Origin of the sequence: Anaerostipes sp. CAG:276, assembly GCF_000432215.1 — a bacterium.
GTDB lineage: Bacteria > Bacillota > Clostridia > Lachnospirales > Lachnospiraceae > Anaerostipes > Anaerostipes caccae.
On sequence record NZ_FR889182.1, the window covers coordinates 195,109 to 196,454 of the forward strand.

General features: G+C 48.6%; 1 protein-coding gene. It reads right to left on the bottom strand.

The features are described from left to right. On the bottom strand, positions 1–1,346 hold a 1,346-nt coding region (locus QVP35_RS06630; RefSeq protein ID WP_288187772.1), incomplete at both ends, for a pyruvate formate lyase family protein.

A 1,346-nucleotide genomic window follows, 5' to 3' on the forward strand; every position in this document is an offset into this window, starting at 1 on the left:
CCACTTCTTCTAATCCATTGCCGTAAGCAGGTGTCATGCGGTCCAGCATGGCGCGCAGTTCTTCATAACCTTCAAAGTCTGCCTCCAGCGCATCCTTCATCTGCTCCAGTGTCACCTTCTGATCATCAAAGACAAATTTTTTCACTGCACACAGGGAGTCAGCCGCAGTTCCGATGCCGTAGGCATAGACAGACCAGTGCACAGGACACTCGCTTCCGCCCTGCAGCATATCTTTTCCATGTTCCAGGCACCCATCGATCAAGACTGAAGAAAAGGGATCATAACACCGTTCTGTCATATTGGCTTTCTTCTGCAGTGCCTCCTGCCGGTCAGCTTCTATTGCTATATCCATCTCCTGTAAATATGCGTCCATGAACTCATCAAATGACCGGATCTTAATTTCCCCTGCTCCCCATTTTCTCATAACTTCTTCTATGAGGACCGGAAATGCGATGGCCTCTGTAACTCCCCAGTTGGGCTGTTTCCCGGGAATCATGATCTCCACGCATCCCATATTGTAATAATCATTGGCCTGGTCCTCCGGATATCCAAGCTTCTTCATATTTGTGATCCATATCTCGTCATTTAACAGCATCGGCTGCCCGCATCCGGCTTTGATCGTTTCCAGTGCCTCCTCATAAATCCAGTCAGGATTCAGACGGTTCACCCGGAGTCCCACATTTGGATAAGGCATCCCGGCGTCTTTTGCTGTCTGAAGACAGATCCGGGTCAGCTCATTGGCCGCATCTTTTCCATCCGGGGTAATCCCTCCCAATGTAACACTCTGTACAGTACGCATCTTCGGCTCATTCACCTTCAGCCACAGGCATCCCACCAGCTCTTTTGCCTCGCTGTATGTAATTCTGCCTTCCTCTGTGTCCTTCTTAAAATACGGATATAAATACTGATCCAGTCTTCCGAAAGATAATGCAGAACCGCCCTGGATATTGGCAATGATATGCAGCATCCAGGTCAGCTGGACGGCTTCATAAAATGATTTTGCAGGCTTCTCTGAAATCTTCCGGCAGATGTCTGCCATCCTTTTTAACTCTCTGCTTCTCTCCTCCGTCACGTTGGTATTCTGGCTGTGCAGATCCAGTTCATCCGCATACCGTTTGATAAATCGGATCACTGCGTCAACCGCAATACGGGCTGCCTCATAATATTCAGACTTTTCCGGGTCTGACGAACTGCCAAGCCGGCTGATGATCTCATCTTTCATTTGTAAAAGACCTTTCTGCAAAGCCCTCCCGTAATTGAGATTCAAATGATTTCCCACAAACCACGGGAGCTCATTGTACAGCTTTTTGTCCTCTGCCGCATATGGGATCTTGAATGCGCGTTCC